20 protein-coding genes are annotated in these 20053 nt (G+C 63.5%); 1 reads left to right on the top strand and 19 read right to left on the bottom strand.

What is annotated here, in order from left to right; genetic code table 11:
• Positions 1–37: 37 nt before the first annotated feature.
• A complete protein-coding gene (locus RT614_RS15130) occupies positions 38–943 on the top strand; it encodes a LysR family transcriptional regulator (protein ID WP_313622945.1) in 906 nt (301 codons plus the stop codon).
• Between the two features lie 248 nt (positions 944–1191).
• Here RT614_RS15130 and RT614_RS15125 read toward each other — a convergent pair whose 3' ends face one another.
• The 19 genes from RT614_RS15125 to RT614_RS15035 form a co-directional block, all read right to left on the bottom strand.
• Positions 1192–2268, bottom strand: a complete 1077-nt coding sequence (locus RT614_RS15125) for a M15 family metallopeptidase (protein WP_313622944.1) — start codon at positions 2266–2268, stop codon at positions 1192–1194.
• Between the two features lie 169 nt (positions 2269–2437).
• Entirely contained in the window at positions 2438–2920 is a 483-nt protein-coding gene (locus RT614_RS15120) for a hypothetical protein (protein WP_313622943.1), read from the bottom strand.
• Between the two features lie 614 nt (positions 2921–3534).
• The gene (locus RT614_RS15115) at positions 3535–4398 is read right to left on the bottom strand and encodes an SAM-dependent methyltransferase (RefSeq protein WP_313622942.1); all 864 of its coding nucleotides are present in this window, start codon (positions 4396–4398) and stop codon (positions 3535–3537) included.
• Positions 4399–4539: 141 nt separating this feature from the next.
• The gene (locus tag RT614_RS15110) at positions 4540–4815 is read right to left on the bottom strand and encodes a hypothetical protein (RefSeq protein ID WP_313622941.1); all 276 of its coding nucleotides are present in this window, start codon (positions 4813–4815) and stop codon (positions 4540–4542) included.
• Between the two features lie 257 nt (positions 4816–5072).
• Positions 5073–6248, bottom strand: coding sequence for a CMD domain protein (locus tag RT614_RS15105; protein WP_313622940.1), 1176 nt, complete (start codon positions 6246–6248; stop codon positions 5073–5075).
• A gap of 156 nt (positions 6249–6404) precedes the next feature.
• On the bottom strand, positions 6405–7709 hold the full coding sequence (locus RT614_RS15100) for an acyl-CoA thioesterase/bile acid-CoA:amino acid N-acyltransferase family protein (protein WP_313622939.1): 1305 nt from the start codon (positions 7707–7709) through the stop codon (positions 6405–6407).
• Positions 7710–7712: 3 nt separating this feature from the next.
• Positions 7713–9284 (bottom strand): ABC transporter substrate-binding protein, encoded by a 1572-nt coding sequence (locus RT614_RS15095; protein ID WP_313622938.1) that lies wholly within the window; start codon positions 9282–9284, stop codon positions 7713–7715.
• 74 nt (positions 9285–9358) lie between these two features.
• Positions 9359–10378, bottom strand: a complete 1020-nt coding sequence (locus RT614_RS15090; protein WP_313622937.1) for an oligopeptide/dipeptide ABC transporter ATP-binding protein — start codon at positions 10376–10378, stop codon at positions 9359–9361.
• A complete protein-coding gene (locus tag RT614_RS15085) occupies positions 10375–11388 on the bottom strand; it encodes an ABC transporter ATP-binding protein (protein ID WP_313622936.1) in 1014 nt (337 codons plus the stop codon). Before RT614_RS15085 ends, RT614_RS15090 begins: the two co-directional genes overlap by 4 nt.
• Positions 11385–12302: an ABC transporter permease gene (locus tag RT614_RS15080; RefSeq protein ID WP_313622935.1), complete on the bottom strand. Its 918-nt coding sequence runs from the start codon at positions 12300–12302 to the stop codon at positions 11385–11387. Before RT614_RS15080 ends, RT614_RS15085 begins: the two co-directional genes overlap by 4 nt.
• A complete protein-coding gene (locus RT614_RS15075) occupies positions 12299–13273 on the bottom strand; it encodes an ABC transporter permease (protein WP_313622934.1) in 975 nt (324 codons plus the stop codon). The genes RT614_RS15080 and RT614_RS15075 overlap by 4 nt, the downstream gene beginning before the upstream one ends.
• Positions 13270–14739 carry an NAD(P)/FAD-dependent oxidoreductase gene (locus RT614_RS15070; RefSeq protein WP_313622933.1) on the bottom strand — a complete coding sequence of 490 codons (1470 nt, stop codon included), beginning with the start codon at positions 14737–14739 and terminating at the stop codon, positions 13270–13272. The genes RT614_RS15075 and RT614_RS15070 overlap by 4 nt, the downstream gene beginning before the upstream one ends.
• Entirely contained in the window at positions 14736–15713 is a 978-nt protein-coding gene (locus tag RT614_RS15065; RefSeq protein WP_313622932.1) for a LysR family transcriptional regulator, read from the bottom strand. Before RT614_RS15065 ends, RT614_RS15070 begins: the two co-directional genes overlap by 4 nt.
• Before the next feature lie 158 nt (positions 15714–15871).
• Entirely contained in the window at positions 15872–16213 is a 342-nt protein-coding gene (locus RT614_RS15060) for a hypothetical protein (RefSeq protein WP_313622931.1), read from the bottom strand.
• Between the two features lie 11 nt (positions 16214–16224).
• Positions 16225–16491 carry a hypothetical protein gene (locus RT614_RS15055; protein WP_313622930.1) on the bottom strand — a complete coding sequence of 89 codons (267 nt, stop codon included), beginning with the start codon at positions 16489–16491 and terminating at the stop codon, positions 16225–16227.
• 105 nt (positions 16492–16596) lie between these two features.
• Positions 16597–17004: a hypothetical protein gene (locus tag RT614_RS15050; protein ID WP_313622929.1), complete on the bottom strand. Its 408-nt coding sequence runs from the start codon at positions 17002–17004 to the stop codon at positions 16597–16599.
• Positions 17005–17096: 92 nt separating this feature from the next.
• Positions 17097–17390 carry a hypothetical protein gene (locus RT614_RS15045; RefSeq protein WP_313622928.1) on the bottom strand — a complete coding sequence of 98 codons (294 nt, stop codon included), beginning with the start codon at positions 17388–17390 and terminating at the stop codon, positions 17097–17099.
• A gap of 640 nt (positions 17391–18030) precedes the next feature.
• Positions 18031–18996, bottom strand: coding sequence for a 2-hydroxyacid dehydrogenase (locus RT614_RS15040; RefSeq protein ID WP_313622927.1), 966 nt, complete (start codon positions 18994–18996; stop codon positions 18031–18033).
• A gap of 49 nt (positions 18997–19045) precedes the next feature.
• Positions 19046–20041: a tripartite tricarboxylate transporter substrate binding protein gene (locus RT614_RS15035; protein ID WP_313622926.1), complete on the bottom strand. Its 996-nt coding sequence runs from the start codon at positions 20039–20041 to the stop codon at positions 19046–19048.
• Positions 20042–20053: the final 12 nt, after the last annotated feature.

Below are 20053 nucleotides of genomic sequence, written 5' to 3'. Positions count from 1 at the left end.
TAAGTTCCGATCCGCACTTTATTGATAGATAAAAAGAATGAATCTGACGACAAGACAACTGAAGATATTCGTGCTGCTGGCGCAGACCTTGAGCTTTCACAAGACGGCCGAAATGCTGCACATCACGCAGCCCACGCTAAGTAAGCTGGTAAAAGAAATCGAGGCCTCCATCGGCATCAAGCTTTTTGAGCGTAGTACTCGCATGGTCCGACTGTCGCGCGAAGGGCAAGACATACTGGAAATCGCTAGCAGCGTGACGGCCCGCTATGACGCGGGCATGCTGGAGCTGGACGAACGGCTGCGCGAACGCCACAACCGCGTCGCCGTCGCCGCATTGCCAACGCTGGCGGCATCGCTGCTTCCACAGCTCGTTAAAAATCTTCGGCAGGCGGACCCGCGTGCCCGCATTGACGTATACGACCCCATTGCCAGCGAGGCGCTGCAATTGCTACGCGAACGCCGCGTCGATATCGCTGTCACCGCCATGGGCAACGACGGCTCTCCGGATCTGCGATATCAGGAGCTGTTTGCTGAACCCTTCGTGCTGTTTCATAGCCTTGAGGCCGACGTCCGGACCACACATTGGACACCGGCCGAGATCGGCCAGTTGCCCATCATCAGCATGCCGCCTGGAACCAGCGTGCGCGTGTTGACCGAGCGCGCCTTTCAAGACGAGTCGCAGGCGTTCAAGCCTCTGTATTCCCTGCGGGATCTCAATACCATTGCGCGCTTTGTGCAGGACGATTGTGGGGTCGCCTTGCTCCCCGAGTCGTCTTTGGATCAGGCTGTTCATCATGGTATTGCCAAGACTCGTCTCCAGGGCGCGCCGACTCGATCAGTGGGAATGTTTATTCGGCGGGAGTATCGTCCTTCAAAACTGGCTCGGCTGGCGTTGGATGAGCTGCGGAGGTTGGGGAGGGATAGGCAGAGGTCCGACCGATGAGATGTAGGTCGTTCTAGGGCGTGGGGTGTTCTTGTGCTCGTTTCTGTTGTTGATGAGACCTAGCCAAAAGAACCAGAGGGGCGCACGTCAGCCGTGGCAGGAAGCGAAGAGGGAGTGACCGACGTACGTCGGCAGCTTGGTGCGTCCGGGGCGATTTCTAAAGATGGTTGAGAAAATACACCCCTTTTGAGCTGCGCTAACTGCGTAAGTTCGAGCAGCTCAAGGCTCGATTCACCGGTGCAATGACATCAAAGTATTCTCATCAACTCGTCCACGGCATCACGTCTCAGCCAAGCGTGAATATGTCCGTGTTTGATCGGGCCATGGTGTTTTATAGTGATTCTAAGCAGGCGCGCGCAATATTCAAGTGCGAATTTGTGATTTGATTTGGTCGTTGCAATAAACGATTCGCAGCTTTCATCTCCGCCGATATCACGCAGGAGTTGAAGTAGCCGGGAGGAGAAGTTCATAGAATTACCAGAACATTGGAAAATGCCAGCTTCTTCCGTGCAGGGTGTTCCTGAGGTGGGGTTGGTGATGTCACGGCCGGCCTCCCACTGCCATGAGCTTTCGAAGCCTCCCAAAACGCGCAGAACCTCCAGCATTACGGCGCGTCGATGCAAGTCGCCGCGCCACGGTCCCAGGACATTGGCCGTGCTGGCGTAAATGTCAAACGCGCTGTTCTTTAGAAATATCTCGTCGTCTGCGACAGCGCCCCATCCAACCAGCTTGTTGAGGAATGCGTCAGGGGGAGCGCCGCGATTGTGTACTTTCTGTTTGCAAGCAATGAACTGTTTAGGCGTCGATACGACAGGCGCACCTACGGGGTTGTTACCGTGAGGCAGGAATTGACTTACCTCAAAGTGCATTGGATCGTTGAAAGATATTCCCCACAAAAATCCGTTTTTTTGAAAAATCGGAGCCACTGGGGCTATTGACCCGCCAAGGCTGCCATCGTCGGAATTCAGGTCAATAGCGATTCCGAATGCGTGGTTGGACGGTAGCTTGCTTACCCCTCCGTCGACAGGTTTGCGTAATCGCTTGTTCAACGAGCCGGCGCAGGTCTTAATATGATGCAACAGCTCTTGATCTGCTATCTCTGCAAATGTCCGGAGCAATTGAGCGTGCCCTTTCTGATGAAATCGTAGATTCCCGTGGTTGGCGCCTGGAATCCCGGCGAGTTGTGGGATGTGTAAAGGGGTTATCTCGGAATCATCGAAGCCGCTGATAAACGAGATGGCGTCGCCACGGATCCATCGATTCCTGTTTGCGGTGCGGAAGGCGATAGAGCCGAAAAGTGGATGATTGAACAGTCCTTCTGGCATTTTTATATCCTCCAATATGAGAATATTCTCGCCTGGTGGCGGGCGCAGCCGCGAAATTACCGCTTGCCGTACATTCTGAAAGCGGGGCATGCGATAAGGTCTAACCAAGCAAGCTGCTGCGCGTGGTGTTGATTGCGATGAAACCTAACGGGCGTATCTGCGTTGATGATTAGGTTCGATTTTTAACTGAATCGATAATATCCACTGCGTATTTCTGGTTGAAACCTGCAAGGAAGCTCCAGAAAAGTAGCTTCGCATAATCAGCCGCCGTGGGGGCATGCTGATTCAAAATGATGTCGAAGTTTTCTTTTAATGTGGGTTTGGAGTCGTTTGTGAAGCTTGGGAATAGTTCTCCGCCGACGATCTCGGAGAGAAATAATAGATAGAGCACGAGCGCTAATATGCCTCCCACGAAAGACGGAATGACAAGACCTAGCCACGAGCCTGCAAGATCCGATAGCTCTCCATCAGAGAGGTCGGCAAGATTTCTATGAACACCAACGTATGCGCCAATATTTCCGAACAAAAATACCAGTATTGGAACTCGAGCATCCTTGCCGAGGTATGCCACACTTATGGTTATGGCGCTAAGGATTAGAAATACTAGCAGCAGTTTTTTCCAAATCTGATTTAATGCTTGTTGGCGGGTCATATGAGCGCTCGATTCTTGCGGCCAGGTTGCTTTGAAGGAGGGCAGCCTGAAATCGCGTCCCCTGAACGCCTTGCAGCTGCTTGATATCGCCGTACATTTCCTCAAACTCGTCCCTTGGGATGCTCGGGGACAGAATTAGAGCGTTGTTCTAATTTGAATTTTGCGCCTGATGAGCGGTATGTACATACCTCAAAGTGCGGATGTACATGGCTGCAAGTACTGGATGGGCATGCGAAATCGAAGAGATCTCACCCTCGTCTCCACGTACAGCCGCGAAGAGCGAAGTCGTCAGGGCAATGGGCGGGCCATTATTGGGTCGCCGGTTGTCAGATCCGCCGGTGCTCGGAAGCTAATGCGGCTTCTTCTCAACTGAAAGAAGTTGAGCCACCGGTTCTCGATCGGTGTCGCGACCTTTCCCGGCCGAATAGGGATTTCGATTTTTTCTTGCGCGGTCGGATTGGTCGCGACCGCCCCGTCTGGCGCCCACCGAACGGCAGGCTGAGTGCTGGCGGGCTCGAGCCGTTCTTGAAGGGGTATTGGGCACTCGCGCTCAATGAGCAGGTCGTGTGCCGTGCGTAGGTGGGAAAGCGGTAACAGCGGGTTTAGGTTCTCGATCAGGCTGTAGTTTCTTGCTTCTTTTCAGGCACAAAAAACCTGTCCTTCAACTCCTGCAACCCAATCCGTTCCAACATCTCCGTCAACCGTTCCGCAGGCTTCCGAGTCGGCAGATTCTTATACTGCGCAATGATCAGCTCATTCTTCATCGAATGCTCCCAGCCAACCAGCTCGGTCACACTCACCTGATACCCATGCGCTTCCAATTGCAGGCAGCGCAGCACATTGGTGATCTGGCTCCCAAACTCCCGCGTATGCAGCGGATGCCGCCAGATTTCAGCCAACGGATCAGCCAACGCCTTCGCCTTATTCTTCCTCAGCACCGAGGCCACCTCAGCCTGGCAGCAAGGCACCACGACGATGTACTTCGCCTTCTTCTCCAACGCAAAATGAATCGCGTCGTCGGTGGCCGTATTGCAAGCGTGCAGGGCGGTGACGACGTCGATGGAGGCCGGCAGTTTGCCTGACGTAATGGAGTCGGCCACCGACAAGTTCAGGAATGACATGCCGCCAAACCCCAGCCACTTGGCCAGTTCTTCCGACGACTTCACCAGTTCTTCGCGGGTTTCGATGCCGTAGATGTGGGAGCCGTTTTTCAGCGCCTCGGGCTGCTCTTTGAAGAACAGGTCATACAGGATGAACCCCAAATACGACTTGCCCGCGCCGTGGTCCGCGAGCGTGACCGCGCCGCGCTCCTGTTGAACGTCTTTTAACAACGGTTCGATGAACTGAAACAGGTGATAGACCTGCTTCAATTTCCTGCGGCTGTCCTGGTTCATCTTGCCGTCGCGGGTCAGGATGTGCAGGGCCTTTAGCAGTTCGACGGACTGGCCGGGGCGGATGTCGTGAGTTTTTTCTGACATTGGGAAAGGCATTGCGCCCCGCTCGAGGGGCGGGGCGCAGGGGAAGGCGGAAAGAGGCAGTTTAACTCCTCCCCGGGGAAGAGCAGTCCCGGCGGCGGGTGTCGGGCCCCAAGGCGTGGGACCGGATGCGCCGTGGCGGCGCTAGGGCTTGCCGCCGTATTCCTGTTCGCTGCGCACAGCGGCTGGGCATTGCGCGTCCAGCGATGTGCGGTAGGCGATGCAGCCTCGCATGAACTGAGGCCAGGCGGGCACGATGGGTGGTTTGCCAGCTTGCTCGGGGAGCAGATCCCATAGCTGAGGGTGATGCCAACAGAGGTCGTGGCCGGTGGCGTCGCGGTGGGCGCGCACGCCGGCGCGCAGTTTCTTGACTTCGCTGATGAGCTGCTCGCGCGTCATGGCGTCAAGGTCATGGTCCATGGCTGGGCTCCGTGTCTTGTTCGCGAGGGGGCTGCCGTGGCGGGCCGAAGGGGGAAGGCGCGGAGGGCGGCAGGGTGGCTGGCGGCGAGGTGGCCGCCGAGGCCAGTTTACGGCGGTGCGGTGTCGCGGACACCGGCTGTGTCTGCTCAAGGGCGGTGTCAGACACCCGGGACCGCTCTCGCAGTGCGCCGACGGTCTTGCACGGGTGCCAGACACCTGGGGCCTGACGCGGCCCCAGGGCAGGGAAAACGCAGGTGTCAGCCAGCAACGACGAACACGGGCTCGCCCAAATTCAGCATCAACCGATTCGCCCAGGCAAAAATCGCATCCGAATGCAGCAGATCCAGAATCTCGCCGTCGTTCAGCCCCACATTCTTCAGCGCCTGGATGCTGTCCGCATTCACGGCAGCCTGCGCTTCGGTGATCTGGATCGAGAACTTGCCGATGGCCTGTTCACGGGCAGTGGTGCCAGCAGTGATCGGATTCTCGAACACCTGGCCGATCACGTCATTGCGCTTGGCCAGTTGCTCAAAGCGCTGCGCATGGACCGACGCGCAGTAGACGCAGCCGTTGACGCGCGAGACGACAGTGGCGCCCAGTTCCCGCTCAGCACGTGACATCCCGCCCGGCGCATACATGATCGCGTTGAACGCGGTCGAACGCTGGCGCAGGATTTCCGGTTGGTGGACCAGGAACAGGTAGTAGTCCGAGACCTTGGCCTTGGGGTGGCTTTCTTCCAGGACGGCGATCTGTTCGGGCGTGGCGGTGTCGACGTTGACGACGTCGAGCCAGGCTTTCCATTCCAGGACTTCGTTGGTGAAGCCGTGGGCTTTGATGACGGCGCCGGGTTCGGTGTTGCCGGGGTTGATGACGGCCGTTGCATCGGCAGCATCGGAACCACCAGCCCCCAGCCCCTCAGCCGCCTTCATCGCCACCAACCCCGCCACCAGTCGCGTCTGGTACGACAGGAAGGCGATGAGCTGCGACAGGGTGACCACCGCGGGGGTGGAGACGCCTGCGGCCGGCAGGGTCTTCAAGGCGGCTTCGTCGCCTTCGACGGGCTTTTCGATGAGCTTGCGCGTGTATTCCAACACGGCGGCCAGGCGCGCGTCGGCGGCGTCGGCCGGCTTGCCGGATTCGGCGACGGCGATGTCCGCAGCCGCAGCGCCGGCTTCCACCGCGCGGGCGCGGTAGTGGGCGGCCAGCAGGGGCGACGGGGTGATGCGGGTGGCGTACAGCGCGACGACCAGGCGTTCGGCCAGCGACAGGCCGGGCAGGGCCGGGTCGAAGAGGGCGTCGTAGCTGCCTTGGGTGGCGGCGGCGACTTTGTCGCGCTTGTGGCGCACTTCAAAGGTCTGGCTGCCGGGCGTAAGGCCGACGAGCTGGTCCACCAGGTCTTTCGTGACGTCGTAGACGATGGGTTGTTGTGCCATTAGGAGTTCTCCTTGAATGTCATTTAGCCGGCGCTGACGGGGCAGCAGTTACGCATGCCCCGTTGGCGCTGCCGGCAACGCTTGCAGCAGCGTTCGCGTGGGAACCGGAACGCGTGGCGGAAGCGTTGTTCATGCCGATGCGGATGTGTCGACGGATCAGGCCGCCGCGGCTTTCGCCTTGACGGCCGCGTCCAGGAATTTCTTCACGCCTTCCCACGATTCCTCGTCGGCGCGCGCGTTGTCCTTGGGCGTGCCGCCGCTGGTGCTGATCTTGCCTGACACCGGGTGGGCGTAGACGTGCTGGGTGGTCGGCACGAAGGGGAAGAGGATGGAGTGGCCGCCGTTCTCGTAGTCCAGCCACTCGACCGGGTACGGATGCTTCACTTCAACCAGCTTGTCCTGGATCATCTTCGAGTACAGGCTGGACGGCCAGGAGCCGTCGTCGGTGCCGGACAGCATGATGACCGGGCCTTCGATGTCTTCCACGCGGATGCGCGCACGGGCCACGGCGTCCGGGTCCTGCAACGCCGTCAGGATGGCCTTTTCGTGGCGATGGGGCGCGGGGCCTTCATCGAACGGAGCCCACGTGGCGGTGCGGTTGTTTTCCCAGACGTGAGGCAGGGGCTTGCCGTCCAGCAGCCACGTGGGGCCTTCGCGGCCGATCTTGGGGTCGCAGGCGTTCTGGCCGCTGTGCACGACGGCGCCGGGCACGTAGGCCACGACCGCGGACACTTCCTTGGGGAAGGTGGCTCCCAAGAGCAGCACGAGTTCGCCGCCGCGGGACTGGCCGCTGATGGCGACGAAGTCATGCTTGGGCTGGACCTTCTTGCGCAGCCAGCGCAGGCCCGTCTGGAAGTACTCCAGCGGGGTGTTCGAGATGTAGTCGGACAGGCCGGGAGCCTTGAAGTAGGCCAGCGCGAAGGCGGCGTAGCCGCGCGATGCGTACAGGGCGGCGCGCGGTTCGTTGATGCCGCCGCCCGAGCCGTTCAGGATCATGACGGCGGGATGCGAGCCCGGGGCGCTGCCTGCCGGCAGGTAAAGCGTGCCGACCAGGCCTTCATCGCGGACTTCATGACGCGTGACGCCGTCGGCGGCCAGGCGCTGCGTGAAGCTGGCCTCTACCTCGGCGCCTTGCACGCGAGCCACGACGTCGGTGATCAGCGCTTCGGTCACCGGGTGGTTGAAGTGTTCGCGGCTGGGGGAATCCACGGGAGACTGCGACCAGACCAGGCCCATGGGGGCCAGGCCGGTGTAGTCGCCCGAGACGGGCGCGTCGCGGGTCAGGTCGACAACGCCGTCTTCGCCCGCCGTGTAGGCGGCCTGGCTTTGCCAGAGCACGCCGTTGCGGCGGGTGAGGGCGGTGATCTCGACCGTCGCGCCGGGCGCGACGTGTTCGACGCGGATCTGGCGCGGGACGTCGATCAGGGCGTCCGCGGGGGCGATGGTCAGGGTCGGCGTCATGGCTTACTTGCCCGCTTCCTTGGTGACCATCATGGCGGCCGTGCGGTCGCTGGTCATCGGGGTGACCTTCAGGCCCTTCTTGGTGGCCCAGATGTTCTTGTAGTGGAACAGCGGGATGATGCCGACGTCGTCGGCGACGATCTTGACGGAGTCGCGCAGGATGGCTTCGCGCTTGGCCACGTCGAATTCAGACGTGGATTGCTCCAGGGCGGCGTCGACCTTGGGGTTGGTGTAGTGGCCCCAGTTGGAGGCGCCCAGGCCCTTCTTGGCGTCGACGGTGGCCAGGATGTTGACCAGCGCGTAGCTCGCTTCACCCGTGCCGTTGCCCCACGCCAGCATGCTGACGGCGAATTCGTTCTTGTTGGCGCGGCCCGAGTACACGGCCCATGGCACGACTTCCACTTGCGTCTTGACGCCGACGCGGGTCCAGAACTGCGCAACCGCCTGGGCCGTTTCCGGGCCTTGCGGGTAGCGGTCGTTGGGGACGTGCATCGTCAGCTTGAAGCCGTCGGGGAAGCCGGCTTCGGCCAGCAGCTTCTTGGCTTGGGCGACGTCGTTGGGGATGTCCTTGACGTCGGGGTTGTAGCCAAAGGTGCCCTTGGGCATCCACTGGTTGGCTTCGGTGGCGGCGCCTTGCAGGATGCGGTCGGCGATGGCCTTGCGGTTGATGGCCAGGTTCAGCGCCTGGCGCACGCGCACGTCCAGCAGCGGGTTCTTGTCCAGCGGCTTGCCGTTGTTGTCGGTGATGTACTGGTTGGGCGCGGGGTTGAAGCTGGGCTGCAGCAGCATGACGCGCAGGCCGTCGTACGGGTACACCGAGATGTTCGAGGCCTTTTGCAGCTTGGCCAGGTCGGACACCGAGACCTTGTCGATCACGTCCACGTCGCCGGCCAGCAGCGCGGCGGTGCGGGCGGCGGCGTTGTTGATGTAGCGGTAGTTGACTTTTTCCCAGGTCTGCTTGTCGCCCCAGTAGGCGTCGTTGCGTTCCATGATGACGCGGTCGCCGGGGGTGTAGGACACGAACTTGTAGGGGCCGGTGCCGATCATGGCCTTGCCCGAGTTGTAGTCTTCGGTCGACGACTTTTCACCGACGTGCTTGCTGACGACGTGGATGGACGCCAGGTTCAGCGGCAGGTCGGGGTTGGGGGCCTTGGTCTTGACGATGAGGGTCAGCGGATCCTTGGCGGTCATCGTGTCGATGGTGCGCAGGTAGCCGGCGTAGGTGGCGACGCTGCCCGGCACGCCGCGCGCGCGGGTGTAGGAGTAGATCAGGTCGTCGGCGGTGAACGGCGTGCCGTCCTGCCACTTCACGCCTTCACGCAGCTTGAATTCCCAGGTGGTGGGGTCCAGCGGCTTCCAGCTCACGGCCAGGCCCGGCTGCAGCTTGTTCCACTTGTTCTCGATCAGCAGGTCCCAGAAGTGCAGGGCCACCGAGCGGTCGCCGGCGTGGTTGTTCAGCTGCGGGTCCAGGGACGACAGCGGGTCGGCAAAACCGATCGACAGGTTGTCGGCGGCGGCAACGGCCGACGCGCCCAGGATGGCGGCGGTGAGAGTCGAGAGAATCAGGCGTTTCATGTCCGGGGTCCTTGGTATAGGGGGGAACGGAGTTAATCCAGCGGCCGCGGCGGTCGGGCCGCGGCCAGTGATCGTCAGGCCATGTCGTTCAGATGACAGGCGCTAAGGTGGTTGATTGCGATTCCCTTCAACGTGGGAACCTCGGTCTTGCAGCGCGGCATCGCGTGCGGACATCGCGGATGGAAATGGCAGCCGCTGGGCGGGTTCAGCGGGCTGGGGATTTCGCCCTTGATCGCGGTAAAGGTTTTGTGGCGCGACTTCAGGGTGGGAATCTCGGCCAGCAGCGCCTGCGTGTACGGGTGGTTCGGGCGCTGGAAGACTTCTTCCACGGTGGCCGTTTCCACGACGCGGCCCAGGTACATGATGACGACGCGGTGGGACAGGTGTTCGACCACGCCCAGGTCATGGCTGATGAAGAGGTACGTCAGGTTGAGCTCTTCGCGCAGGTCCATGAACAGGTTCAGGATCTGCGCCTGGATCGACACGTCCAGCGCGGCCACGGCCTCGTCGCAGACCAGCATGGACGGCTGCACGGCCAGGGCGCGGGCGATGCCGATGCGCTGGCGCTGGCCGCCGCTGAACTGGTGCGGATAGCGCTGGCGCAGGGCGGGGTCCAGGCCGGCGCGTTCCAGCTGGGCGCTGACGTAGTCGTCGAAGTCGCCGTTGCCGACCAGGCCGTGGATGCGGGCCGCTTCGCCCACGATCTCATCCACGCGCAGGCGCGGGTTGAGGCTGGCGTAGGGGTCCTGGAAAATCATCTGCACTTTCAGGCGCGCGGCGTGGGCCTGGGCAGGATTCATGTCAGCGGGGCGCACGCCGTTGATGCGGACTTCGCCGCCCGACGGCGTGAGCAGGCCCGCGGCGATGCGGCCCAGCGTGGACTTGCCGCAGCCGGATTCGCCGACCAGGCCGACGACTTCGCCGGGGTTCACGATAAGGTCCACGTGGTCCACCGCGCGCGTGATGGCGGGCGGCTTGGACAGGCCCAGCGACTGCATGGCGCGGCCGGCGGCGCCGACCTTGCGCTCGCCGAAACGCTTGCTGACCTGGCGCAGGTCGATCAGCGGGGTGATTGCATTGGCAGCCGCGCTCATGCCGCCACCTCGCTGTGGATCTGGATGGAAGGATGGAAGCAGCGCACGTTGTGTTCGGGTAAGGCTTCGGTGATGCCAGGTTGCTGGCCGCAGGCGGCGGTGGCGCGCGAGCAGCGCGTCGAAAACGCACAGCCGGCAGGCAGGTGCAGCAGGTTCGGCGTCATGCCGGGGATCTGGCGCAGGCGCTGGCCGCGGGCGTTGTTGCTGGGCAGGCTGTCGATCAGGCCCACCGTGTACGGATGCTGCGGGCGGTCCAGCACGTCGTCAACCTTGCCGTGTTCGACGATGCGGCCGGCGTACATCACCGCCACGTCGTCGGCCAGGCCGGCAACCACCGACAGATCGTGCGTGATCCAGATGAGGCTGGTGCCGTGCTGCTGGGCCAGCTTCTGCACTTCGGACAGGATCTGCGCCTGGATGGTGACGTCCAGCGCGGTGGTGGGTTCGTCGGCGATGATCAGGTCGGGGCGGTGCAGCATGGCGATGGCGATGGCCACGCGCTGGCGCATGCCGCCGGAAAGCTGGTGCGGATACGCCAGCAGGCGCTCTTCGGGGCTGGGGATGCCCATCATGCCCAGCGTGTCGCGCGCCAGGATGCGGGCCTGAGCCTTGCTCATGCCGTTGTGGGCGCGCACCGTCTCGATCATCTGCACGTCCACCCGCAGCACGGGGTTCAGCGTCATCATCGGATCCTGGAAGATCATGGCGATGCGGTTGCCCTGCAGCTTGCGCAGTTCGCGCGGGGCCAGCTTGGTCAGGTCGCGGCCCTGGAACAGGACTTCGCCGCCCGCAATGCGGCCGGGGGCGTCGACCAGACCCATGATGGAAAAGCCCGTGACGGACTTGCCCGAGCCGGACTCGCCGACCAGGCCCAGGATCTTGCCGCGTTCCAACGTAAAGGAAACGCCGTCCACGGCGGGCAGCACGCCCGCGCGGGTATGGAATTGGGTGCGCAGGTTGCGCACTTCAAGCGTGGCCGGCGCGCCAGCCGAGGCGGAGCGGTCGGTCATTTGTGGGTCCTCGGGTTCAGCACGTCGCGCAGGCGGTCGCCCACCAGGTTGATCGCCACGATGGTGATCAAGAGCGCGATGCCGGGGTAGAAGCTGATCCAGTATTCGCCGGACAGCATGTATTGGAAGCCGTTGGAGATCAGCAGGCCCAGCGACGGTTCGGTCACGGGCACGCCCAGGCCCAGGAAGCTCAGCGTGGCTTCCAGCGTGATGGCGCGCGCGATCTGCAGCGTGCCGATGACGATCAGCGGCGGCAGGCAGTTCGGCAGGATGTGCTTGAGCATGATCCGCCAGTTGGGGATGTCCAGGCAGCGGGCGGCTTCGACGTATTCGCGACGACGTTCGACCAGGGCCTGGCCGCGCGCGGTGCGGGCGTAATAGGCCCATTCCAGGATCACCAGCGTCAGCACGACGTTGCCAACGCCCTTGCCCAGGTAAGCCAGGATCATCATGGCTACCAGGATGGACGGGAACGACAGGATCAGGTCGACCAGACGCATGATGAAGGCGTCGACCTTGCCGCCGGCGTACGCGGCCAGAAGGCCCAGCAGCGTGCCGATGACGCCGGCGATCAGCGCCGACCCCACGCCCACCATCAAGCTGATTCGCAGGCCATACAAGATGCCCGACAGCAGGTCGCGGCCCTGGCCGTCGGTGCCCAGCCAGTAGTGGAAGGTTTCCAGGCCGTTCATGGTTCCTGGCGGCAGGCGCGAGTCCAGGACGTCGATCTGCAGCAGGTCATACGGGTTCTGCGGCGAAATCCAGGGCGCCAGCACGGCCGCCAGGATCAGCAGCGTGGCCACCACCAGGCCCAGCACGGCCGTCTTGGACGACAGGAACTCGGCCAGGTTGCGGCGCCACGGGGACTCGCGGCGCAGGACGGGCGCCTGCGAGGTATTGGATACGGAACTCATGCCGTGGCCTCCAGCCGTACCCGGGGGTCCAGCACTTTGTACAGAATGTCGACGATCAGGTTCAGCGTCACGAACAGGAACACGACGACGATCAGGTAGGCCACGATCACCGGGCGGTCCAGCGCGTTCAGGCTGTCCAGGATCAGCTTGCCGGCGCCAGGCCAGGCAAAGATGCTTTCGGTGATGACGGCGAACGCGATGGTCGAGCCCAGCTCAAGGCCCAGCACCGTCACCAGCGGGATCATGGTGTTGCGCAGCACGTGCACACAGACCACGCGGAAGGGCGACAGGCCCTTGGCCCGCGCGAACTTCACGAAGTCCAGCGGCATCACGTCGCGCACGCCGGCGCGGGTCAGGCGGATCACCAACGAGATCTTGAAGAGCGACAGGTTCAGCGCCGGCAGGATCAGGTGGCGCCAGCCGTCGGCCGTCAGCCACGACCACTGGAAGCCCAGGAATTCCACCGTCTGGCCGCGGCCGCTGGCCGGCAGCCAGCCCAGCGACACGCTGAACGCCATGATCAGCATCAGCGCCACCCAGAAGGTGGGCAGCGAGAAGCCGACGATGCTGCCCGCCATGATCATCTTGGACACGCGGCTGTCGGGATACAGGCCGGCAAAGAGGCCAAGCGGCAGGCCGATGATGACCGCGAAGGTCAGGGCGGTGATGGCCAGTTCAAGCGTGGCTGGCAGGCGCTGGATCACCAGTTCGACGGCCGGAATGTTGTAGACGAAGCTGTTGCCCAGGTTGCCGTGCAGCGCCCCATTCAAGAAGGCCAGATACTGTTGCCACAGGGGCTTGTCCAGGCCGAGTTCGGCGATGATGCGGGCGCGGTCCACCTGGTCCACGTCCTGGCCGATCAGGATGTCCACGGGGTTGCCGATGGCGTGCAGTCCCACGAAGACGATCAGCGTCATCAGGAACACGACCACCGCGGCTTGCGCCACGCGGCGTAGCAGCCATGCGGTCATTGCGCGGTCTCCGCCTGCGGCGCCGGCGCGCGGGCCGGCGTCCATTCGTCGCCGAACACTTCGGGTTCGGAGAACGCTTCCATGTTGGCGTAGTGCGTGGCGACGTCTTCACGATAGAAGAGGCCGGCGATGCCTTGCGCCAGGCGCTTGGCGCCTTCGCTGATGGCGGGGATGTCGCCCGAGATCGTGCCCTGCGTCAGCGCGGCGGGGTACGAGAAGCAGTGCACGCGGTCCAGGCCCGGGCAGGCGCCGGGGACCTTTTCCTGCAGTTCGAATACTGCGCCCAGGTCGGGCGAATCATGCAGTTCCTGGTCTTCGTCGCCGGGGGCCGGCGTGTAGCGGTCGCCCCAGGCGCGCACGTGGGGCGCCAGCGGCGCGAATTCCGGACGTACGGTCCAGTCGATGCGGAAGCCCGTGGAGAAGATCAGGAAATCCAGCACGAACACGCCCTTGGGCGTGGTGACGTGGATTTCATCGCCGACCAGCGCCAGGTCCTGCACGCCACAGCCCAGGTTGAAGTAGGCATTGGGAAAGCGCGACACGCGCAGCGTGCTGCCGCGCGGGGGCGGCACCTGCGCGGCGTTGATGTAGTGGCGGATCTTCCACTTCCATTCGTCGGGCAGCGTCAGGTGGCCGTGGGTCAGGCCGGGGTTGCCCGCGCCCTTGCCCTTGTTGATGCGGGGGATGTCGTTGCGGCGGATCAAGAGATCCACGCTGGCGGCGCCCGCTTCCAGCGCGGTCGCCGCGCTGTCCATGGCGGACGCGCCGGCGCCCACGACGCCGACGCGCAGGCCGGCGAGCGTGTTGTAGTCCATCACGTCGGACGAATGCGCCCAGCGGTCGCGCGGCAGCTTTTTCGCAAAATCAGGCACGTACGCGCCGCCCAGGCCGTCGCGGCCGGTGGCCAGCACCACGCGGCGGACCAGCACGGTGCTGCGTCCGGCGGGCGATTCGATGTCCAGCTGGACCAGCTTGTCGGCGCGCGGCTGCACCGACAGGATGCGGTGTTCGTTGCGCACATCCAGCGCCAGCACGCGGCGATACCAGCGCAGGTAGTCCATCCATTGCAGGCGCGGAATCTTGTCCAGCGCTTCCCAGGCTTCAGACCCGAACTGCGATTCGAACCAGGCGCGGAAGGTCAACGCCGGCAGGCCCAGCGCGGGGCCTGTCAATTGCTTGGGCGAACGCAGCGTTTCCATGCGGGCCGTGGTGGCCCACGGGCCTTCGTAGCCTTCGGGCGCCTGGTCGAAGATCGGCGCGTCGATGCCCAGGTGCTTCAGCGAAGCCGCCGCCGCCAAGCCGGCCATGCCGCCGCCGATGACGGCCACGTCCAGCACCTGCTGGCCGTCGACCAGCCGGGGCGTCACCCAGTTCTTGGCGGGGATTTCCAGCCAGGACAGGTCTTGCCGCAGGCGCGCCTCAAGGGCAGCTAAGCCTTGCGGCGGGGTGGCGATGGGCTGATTCATATTGCGGGGGTTTCCATGACAGGGGCGTCATCGCCGTAGATCGACTGCAATAGCGCCGAGTGCTCGCAGGCGTCATGCCGCACGAAGTCCGGCAGCAGGGCTGCGGCGGCCTCGGCCAGCGCGTCGGCCATGGCCTGGCAGGCCGGCGTCAGCGTTTGCGACTGCGGGGTGATGACCCCAAAAAAGAAGGGGATGTCCAGGTCGATGGGGCGGATCGCCACGCCCGGCATCGGGGCGCCGTAAGCGGTGATTGGCTCCAGCACCGACACGCCCAGTCCGGCGCGCACGGCAGCCAGGGCGTTGATGGACGAATTGGTTTCCAGCGTGCCGGGCAGCTGGCCGTTGGCCGCCAGCGCGGCGTCCAGACGGCGCCGCAGGCGGTAGGGGTTGGCCATGGTGATCAGGCGGCGCCCGGCCAGGACCGACACCGGCACCACGGCCTGCTGCGCGACGGGATCGTCTTCCGGAAGGGCGGCCACGCAAGGGGCCTGGCCGATCCAGTGCACCGTCAGGCCGCGATGCTCCAGCGGCAGGCTGGTCGCGCCCAGTTGGGCGGCGCCCGACAGCACGGCGTGCACCACGCGTTCCGGGGACGCGCTGCGCAACTGAATGCGCGCGGCGCCAAGGCGGTCTTCGATGCGTTTGAGCGCGTCCGGCACCAGGCCCGCCGCCAGGGCGGACGTGGCGGCCATCAGCAGCGGCTGGGCCTGGCCGCGAGCGATCTCGTCGGCGCGGCCGCGGATCTGCTGCAGACTGGTCAGCGCGCGTTCAACATCGTCATACAGAAGAAAGCCCTGCTCGGTCGGCGTCACGCGGGGGCCGCTGCGTGCGAACAGGGGATAGCCGATCTCGGCCTCCAGTTCCTGCAGCAACCGGCTGATCGCAGGCTGCGAGCGTCCAAGCAGCCGTCCGGCAGCGGTGACGCTGCCCGTGGACATGACGGCCGCGAAGGCCTCGAGTTGACGAAGTTCCATTGGTATTGATTTATGCCAAGGACGAATTCTGGCCGGCCAAGTATGCGCTTTGCAAATAATTAAAGCGCATAAGCAAATTCCCTAATCGGGTTTTCCTTAGGCGAATTCATAACTTCGAGTTATTTCAAGCGCTTAGGCGGACGCGCCTTGCTGCTGGGTCAGCGGACGCCGGGGAAACTGTCCGTCCAATTGATCGTGATATCGCCGAACGCGTCCACCAATTGGATGGTGAAGTCGGGAAAGCTATCGACGATTTGCCATTCGCCGCACTTGTTGGCGAAGGCGTTGACCTTCTTGACCGACAGGTCGGCGAACGCGTTGACTACCCGGACTTTGATGTCCGGGAAGGCGGTAACGATCTTGACCTTGCCGTGCAGAGGAATGCCCCTGTAGGTGCATTCCGCCTTGTCCAATTGGCCAGCCAGGACGGTAGACGGAGCGCCGAGGAGGGCGCAGGCAAGGAGGGCGCGCTTGAAAACGCGCATGGAGATCGTGTTCAACCTCCAGAGCCTTACTTCGACGAGGCGAGCAGCGCTCGTCCTTTTTCCGTCAGCACCACCACGGCTTCCCCCCGCACCGTGCTTTCCTCATCCGTCATGTCGATCAGCCCATTGGCGGTGGCGTCTTCCCAGGCTGACAGCCTCGGGCAGTTGGTCCGCCAGGCTTCCATGGTTTCGGCGTAGGTGCGGGGCTTCGCCGCAATCCACAGCAGGAACTGCACCAGATTGCCCATCTGGGACGCGCCGGCTTCTATATCGATATTTGGAATTTCAGACATGAGACGCCTCCGCACAATGGCCGGGGTTGCGTCCTGACGATACTCCCGGGCCAGGCAGGATTCCAGTACGTGCCTGGAACTGCGGCGCCGCTGCCGCTCGTGCAGTCAGCGCAGATTGGTGATCAGGCCGGCGCCGGCGTCGTAGAACTTCTTGGCGACGCTGCTCGCGATCTCCAGGCTTTGCGTCATCTTGTTAGCCAGGTCTTGAAGTTTGGTCATCTGGATGCTCTGTTGGTTGACCAGGCCGGCGAGTTGCTCATCCAGGGCGTTCAGGCGGTCTTTGTCGTCCTTTGTCGGGGTGGCTTTGCCGGCAAGCTCCGCTTTTTCGGCGGAAAGGGTACGCAGTTGCTCGTTCAGGTTGTGGACGATTTCGGCCTGTTTTTCCACGAGGCCTTTCAAGGCGTCGGGGCGCGCCAGCATGATGGCCTCGATCGATGCGCTGTCGGACGCGTGCGAGGCAGAGAGGGACGAACTGGCGGTGGGTCCGCCAGTATTGATGGGGAAAGTCGACATCGTGAAACTCCTGGGGCGGCGGTGCGCTTGATGCGTCCTGGATGTCCGTAGGTAACCCCGCCGCGGACTAAGTTCCGTATCAATTCGGAAAGCTATCGCGGCGCCATGCCCTTGCGCAGCTTGTCTGGCGTTTCGATCAGCGTCGACGTCATGTCGTCGCGTTCCAGCACACAGGGTTCGCCGCGCAGATCCTTCATGAAGTCATCGTAGAGCTCGCCGGTGATGCCTGCTGGGCGCTTGAAGTCTCCGGATAGCTGGTAGGCGCGCAGCAAGATGGACCGCAGCCGCTTGACCTCCCAGAGCAGGGAAATCACGTCGGGGTTCCAGGGCTGACGTTCGCGGATGAATCGCAGGTCGGCGTGGGTGAGTGGGGCTTTGAACGGCATGGCGGAAAATACTGTTTATATATCCAGTATAGTCCGATTGAACCGGCCACAGACGTTGGTAGTTTCGGCAGGTAGCGCGCAGGCAAAACGCGACATCGTAACTGTGAAATACCGAATGTGAGAATTGTTGAGCTTCGAAGCCGCCTTCCTTCGTAACATTCTGCCCGACAGCAAAATGAAAGGGTGGAGGCATGGAGGAATGCGCGGACTGCGCGTCGATCGTTGAGAACAGGGCGGGCGCCCCGGGTCACGCAAACCTGGTCAGCCTGGGGCACGTGCGCGCTCTGCATCTTGTCCAACGGGGCATTACGCACGAGGCTTTTTCATGCGCCACCTGCGGAGCCAATTGGGACTATTTGCATGACAGGCGCAACGCGGCATCCGGATGGGCGCGCTGCGACCGCACGACGCCCGATCGGGCGCAGCCGGCTGCAACGCAGTCAGTCGATGACACGGAGCGCGGCCTGAAGGCGGTTTCTTAAGCCGCGTGCGCTCGCGCTCACCGTTCCTTGAGCCGCGTGAGTCGGAGATCACCAACCATCAAACCGCGCGGGTCGGCGTCCACCCCTGGCCGAATCGCTGGAAGCAGTCGCGCAGCAGCGCCGTCAGCAAGAAACTCCGACTGAACCCCACGCGCGCCTTACACCACCCGCGTATGCACCTGGCTTTCGCGGAACCAGGCGTCCAGATTGGAGCGCATCAGGTCCGCCATCGCCTGCCGGGTTTCGTGCGTGCCGCTGGCGATGTGCGGCAGCATCACCACGTTCTCCATCCCGTTCAGTTCGGGGGGCGTGGCGGGCTCGTGTTCGAACACGTCCAGGCCGGCGCCGGCGATGCGCTTGTTCTGCAAGGCAGCCACCAGCGCCGCTTCGTCCACCACGGTGCCGCGCGCGATATTGATCAGCCAGCCATCGGGACCCAGCGCGTCTAGCACTTGCGCGTTCACCATGTGCCGCGTGGCGCTTCCGCCCGGCACGGCCAGGACCAGATAGTCGCATTGGCCGGCCAGCGTCACGATGTCCGGGCAATAGCGATACGACGCCGGCGCGTCAGGACGCGGCTTGCGGTTGGTGTACAGGATCTCCATGTCAAAGGCCTGTGCGCGGCGGGCGATCTGCAGCCCGATGTTGCCCAGCCCGACGATGCCGCAGCGCTTGCCCGTCATGCGGGAACCCAGCCCGAAGCCTTCCGTGGGCCAGCGGCCCGCGCGCACGAAGCGGTCGGCTTCCGCGACGCGGCGCGAGACGGCCAGCATCAGGGCCAGCGCGGTGTCGGCAACGCAGGCGTCCAGGACGCCGGGCGTGTTGGTGACCACGACATTGCGCGCCTTGGCGGCTTCGATGTCGATGGTGTCGTAGCCCACGCCAAAGCTGAAAATGCCTTCCAGGGCGGGCAGGGCGTCGATCAGTTCCTTCTTGGCGCCAAACCGGCCGCTGGTGGCGATGCCGCGGATGGCGGGCCCGTGTTCGCGCAACAGCGCTGCCGCGTCCTTGGCCTCCCACAGGCGATGGACTCGGTAGCGCGATTCCAGGTCGGCCACCAATTCGGGCAGCAGGGGGCCAACCATCAGGATGTCGGCGGCGGAAGCGGGAAGGGATGCAGTCATGGATACGGCTTATGAGGTGTGGGCCCGCCAAGGCGGGCCGGATTGAGGATCAGTTGGTCTGGATATTGCGGGACTTGATTATCTGCCCATAGCGTTCGCGTTCGCTGGCCGCCAATTCTTGCAGTTCTTTTGGCGTGGAGCCATGCGCCACCGCGCCCTGCGATTCAAGCTTCGCTTTGACGGCAGGGTCGGCCGCGACTTCTCGGATGGCTTCGGACAGCTTGTCGATTACCGCCTGCGGGGTTCCGGCAGGCGCCAGCACCGCAGTCCAGGATCCGCTTTGCGCGTTCTTCACGCCGGCTTCGTCGATGGTGGGAACGTCCGGCATGGCCGGCGAGCGCGCCGCGCCCGTGACGGCCAGAGCGCGCAGCTTGCCAGCGGTGACGTAAGGCATGGTTTCCAGCACCGACGCGAACAGCATGTCGACTCGGCCCGCCATCAGGTCGGTCATGGCCGGGCCGCCGCCCTTGTAGGGCACGTGCACCAGGTCGACGCCAGTGGCCTGTTGGAAGATCTCGCCGGACAGGTGCGGCGCGCCGCCGGTGCCGGAGCTGGCAAACGTATGCTTGCCGGGCTGGGACTTGGTCAACGTGACCAGTTCCGCGACGTTCTTGGCCGGCAGGCTGGCGGGCACCACCAGCACGAACGGCAGGTCCGAGAACAGGGACACCGGCGCGAACGCCTTGACCGGGTCCGAGTGCAATTTGTAGATCCAGGGGTTGATCGCCAGCATGCCCGAGTTGGCGAAAAGCAGCGTGTAGCCGTCGGGCTGTGATCGCGCCACCAGGTCGGCGGCGATCTGTCCGCCCGCGCCCGGCCGGTTGTCCACCACGACCGAAGACGAAAATTTTTCGCCCAGGGCCGCGGCTAGAAGGCGCGCCGAGATATCCGTGCCCCCGCCCGGTGAAAACGGGACGATGAGATTGATCGGTCGCTCCGGATAGCCGGCGGCGCTGGCGGCGCCTGGCAATGCCGCAGTGGCGGTCAAGGCCAGCGCCGCGGCGATAAGCCGGACGCGGATCCGGGCGGTGTTCTTTGTCTCCATGGATTTTCTCTT

Origin of the sequence: Achromobacter sp., assembly GCF_032102605.1 — a bacterium.
GTDB lineage: Bacteria > Pseudomonadota > Gammaproteobacteria > Burkholderiales > Burkholderiaceae_B > Achromobacter.
This window is presented reverse-complemented; position numbering and strand designations above follow the sequence as displayed.